The organism is Ruegeria sp. AF1 (assembly GCF_056542125.1).
The window spans coordinates 1-3,371 of sequence record NZ_JBQFZG010000038.1; the positions used below are offsets into that span (position 1 = coordinate 1).

The 3,371-nt window shown below is 60.7% G+C and carries 4 protein-coding genes; all 4 read left to right on the forward strand.

Features of this window, described 5'->3' with window-relative positions; genetic code table 11:
- Positions 1 to 16: 16 nt before the first annotated feature.
- The 4 genes from rfbC to rfbA are packed head-to-tail and all read left to right on the forward strand — an operon-like array spanning position 17 to position 3,371.
- Positions 17 to 574, forward strand: a complete 558-nt coding sequence (gene rfbC / locus ACR0BK_RS20270) for a dTDP-4-dehydrorhamnose 3,5-epimerase (RefSeq protein ID WP_480484787.1) — start codon at positions 17 to 19, stop codon at positions 572 to 574.
- Positions 575 to 577: 3 nt separating this feature from the next.
- Positions 578 to 1,621 (forward strand): dTDP-glucose 4,6-dehydratase, encoded by a 1,044-nt coding sequence (gene rfbB / locus ACR0BK_RS20275; RefSeq protein WP_480556055.1) that lies wholly within the window; start codon positions 578 to 580, stop codon positions 1,619 to 1,621.
- Positions 1,618 to 2,484, forward strand: coding sequence for a dTDP-4-dehydrorhamnose reductase (gene rfbD, locus ACR0BK_RS20280; protein ID WP_480556056.1), 867 nt, complete (start codon positions 1,618 to 1,620; stop codon positions 2,482 to 2,484). The genes rfbB and rfbD overlap by 4 nt, the downstream gene beginning before the upstream one ends.
- Positions 2,481 to 3,371, forward strand: a complete 891-nt coding sequence (gene rfbA, locus ACR0BK_RS20285; protein ID WP_480521544.1) for a glucose-1-phosphate thymidylyltransferase RfbA — start codon at positions 2,481 to 2,483, stop codon at positions 3,369 to 3,371. Before rfbD ends, rfbA begins: the two co-directional genes overlap by 4 nt.

Sequence of the window (3,371 nt, forward strand, 5' to 3'; positions counted from 1 at the left end):
GTTGAGGTTAGGTGTTATGGAGATTGAGCGGACGGGGTTGTCGGGTGTGTTGGTTATTCGCCCGCAGCGGCATGGGGATTTGCGGGGGTTTTTTTCTGAAAGCTGGAACAAGGCGCGGCTGGAAGAGGCTGGGGTTGTGTTGCCGGAGTTTGTGCAGGACAACCATTCGTTGTCGTCCGCGGTGGGGACATTGCGCGGCCTGCATTTTCAGGCGCCTCCGCATGCGCAGGGCAAATTGGTTCGGGCGGGCCGGGGGGCGCTTTATGATGTCGCTGTCGATATCCGCAAGGGATCGCCGACCTATGGGCAATCTTTCGGCATCGAGCTCAGCTTTGAGAACGGGCGACAGCTTTGGGTGCCGGCGGGTTTTGCCCATGGTTTTGTGACGTTAGAGCCCGACACCGAAATCTGCTACAAATGTACCAGCTCTTACAATGCGGATGCCGATGGGGGTGTGCGCTGGGACACCTGTGGTATTGATTGGCCCTTGCAGGGGAACCCGGTGCTGAGCGACAAGGACAGGATTGCGCCTGCCCTGGCCGATTTTGACAGCCCGTTTGTTTACGAAGGATAGAATATGAAACTGTTGGTGACAGGTGGTGCGGGTTTCATCGGGTCCGCGGTCGTGCGGCGTGCCATTGCGGACGGACATCAGGTCGTGAACCTTGATGCGCTGACCTATGCGGCCTGCCTCGACAATGTTGCCGAGGTTGCAGAGAACCCGAACTATGCCTTTGTTCACGCAGATATCCGCGACCCTGCGGCCCTGAAGGCGGTGTTTGCCGAACATGCGCCTGATGCGGTGATGCACCTGGCGGCAGAATCCCATGTTGACCGGTCCATCGACGGGCCGGGGGCTTTCATCGAAACCAATGTCCTGGGCACATACAACATGCTGGAGGCGGCGCGCAGCTATTGGGCCGGACAGGGAAAACCGGACACTTTCAGGTTCCACCATATCTCGACCGATGAAGTCTTTGGCAGCCTGGGGCCCTCCGGCCAGTTCACCGAGGATACTCCCTATGATCCGCGGTCACCCTATTCCGCATCGAAAGCCTCCAGCGATCATCTGGTCCGGGCCTGGCACGAGACCTATGGCCTGCCGGTGGTGCTGACCAACTGTTCGAACAATTACGGACCCTATCATTTCCCTGAAAAGCTGATCCCTGTTGTGATCCTGAACGCAATCGCGGGCAAGGCGCTGCCGATCTATGGTGACGGCTCGAATGTCCGCGACTGGCTGTATGTCGAGGATCACGCCGACGCGCTTTTGCTGGTGGTGCAAAAGGGGGCTGTCGGCCGGTCCTACAACATCGGTGGCGAGAACGAGCGCAGCAATCTGGAACTGGTGCAGACGCTTTGCGCGATCCTGGACGACCTGCGCCCGAAACCGCAGGGGGTCTATGCGGACCAGATCACCTTTGTCACAGACCGCCCCGGGCATGATGCGCGTTACGCCATCGATCCCTCGCGGATGCGCAACGAAATGAACTGGCGCCCATCCGTGACGGTAGAGGAGGGTCTGCGCAGAACGGTTGAATGGTACCTGAACAATGAAGAGTGGTGGCGGTCCCTGCAAGGCCGGTCCGGCGTTGGCGAACGGCTGGGGGTCAGCGCGTGAAACTTCTGGTCTTCGGGGCGACCGGTCAGCTGGGCCGGGAACTGATCCGGTGTGGCGGGGAAATCTCGGTTGAAGCGCTTGGGCGCGACAAGGCGGATTTTACCGATCCCGAAGGGTGCGCGGCCCTGGTTCGCAACACCGATGCGGATGCGGTGATCAACGCCGCCGCATATACCGCCGTCGACAAGGCCGAGGCGGAGGAAGACCTTGCCCTGCTGATCAACGGAACCACGCCCGCGGCGCTGGCCAAAGCTGCGGCCGGGCGCGGATTGCCGTTTGTTCAGGTCTCGACGGATTATGTGTTTGACGGGGCGGGCACGGCCCCGTTTCCGCCCGACCACGCGACCGGCCCGCTGGGCGCCTATGGGCGCACCAAGCTGGCGGGTGAGGCCGGTGTGATTGCGGCGGGCGGACCCCATGCAATCATACGAACCTCGTGGGTGGTGTCGCCACATGGACATAACTTCGTCAAAACCATGCTGCGCCTCGGCAAAGAGCGTGACCGCCTGACGATCGTCGCAGACCAGATTGGCGGGCCAACCCCGGCGGCGGAACTGGCCGGGGCCTGTGTGGGCGCGGCCCGTGCCCTTTTGACAAACCCGGATGAAAAGACCGGAATTTACCATTGCAGCGGTGGCCCTGATGTCAGCTGGGCCGATTTTGCCCGCGAGATCTTCGATCAGGCCGGCATTGACTGCAATGTCGAAGACATCCCGTCCAGCGCATACCCGACCCCCGCGAAACGCCCCCTGAACAGCCGCCTGGACTGCACGACACTGACAACGGACCTGGGCGTGCCCCGTCCGGATTGGAAGGCGGGCCTGCACAGCATACTTGAAGACCTTGGAGAGCTCGGCACATGACGACCCGGAACGGCAAGAAACGCAAAGGTATCATTCTGGCAGGCGGGTCAGGTACCCGTCTTTATCCGATCACGATGGGCGTCTCGAAGCAGCTTTTGCCCATCTATGACAAGCCGATGATCTATTACCCCCTTTCGGTGCTGATGCTGGCCGGGATCCGCGACATCGCGATGATCACGACGCCGCAGGATCAGGAGCAGTTTCAGCGCCTGTTGGGCGACGGAAGCCAATGGGGCCTGTCCCTGACCTGGATTGTTCAACCTTCTCCTGACGGGTTAGCGCAAGCCTATATTCTGGCAGAAGACTTTCTGGATGGTGCCCCCTCGGCCATGGTGCTGGGCGACAACATTTTCTTCGGGCACGGCCTGCCCGAGATCCTGCAATCGGCAGACGCCAAAGAGACGGGAGGCACCGTTTTCGGCTATCGGGTCGCTGATCCCGAACGCTACGGGGTCGTGGCCTATGACGAGGCTGGCGCCGTCACCCAGATTGTCGAGAAACCTCAAGTGCCGCCATCGAACTACGCCGTGACCGGGCTGTACTTTCTGGACGGCTCTGCCCCTGAACGGGCCCGCGCCGTAAAACCGTCTGCACGCGGCGAGCTTGAGATTGTCACCTTGCTTGAAATGTACCTTGAGGCCGGGTTGCTCAGCGTCAACCGCATGGGACGCGGATATGCCTGGCTGGATACCGGAACCCATGCAAGCCTGCTGGACGCCGGAAACTTCGTGCGCACGCTTCAGGACAGGCAAGGCCTGCAAACCGGATCACCCGACGAAATCGCCCATACGCTGGGCTGGATCAACGACCACGACCTCGAAGCCCGCGCCCAAAGATTCGGCAAAAACGAATACGGAAAATACCTCAAAAACCTGCTCAACCAGTAG

Coding starts and splice junctions, on each gene's coding strand:
- rfbC (WP_480484787.1), top strand. CDS start 17: ATGGAGATTGAGCGGACGGGGTTGTCGGGTGTGTTGGTTATTCGCCCG.
- rfbB (WP_480556055.1), top strand. CDS start 578: ATGAAACTGTTGGTGACAGGTGGTGCGGGTTTCATCGGGTCCGCGGTC.
- rfbA (WP_480521544.1), top strand. CDS start 2,481: ATGACGACCCGGAACGGCAAGAAACGCAAAGGTATCATTCTGGCAGGC.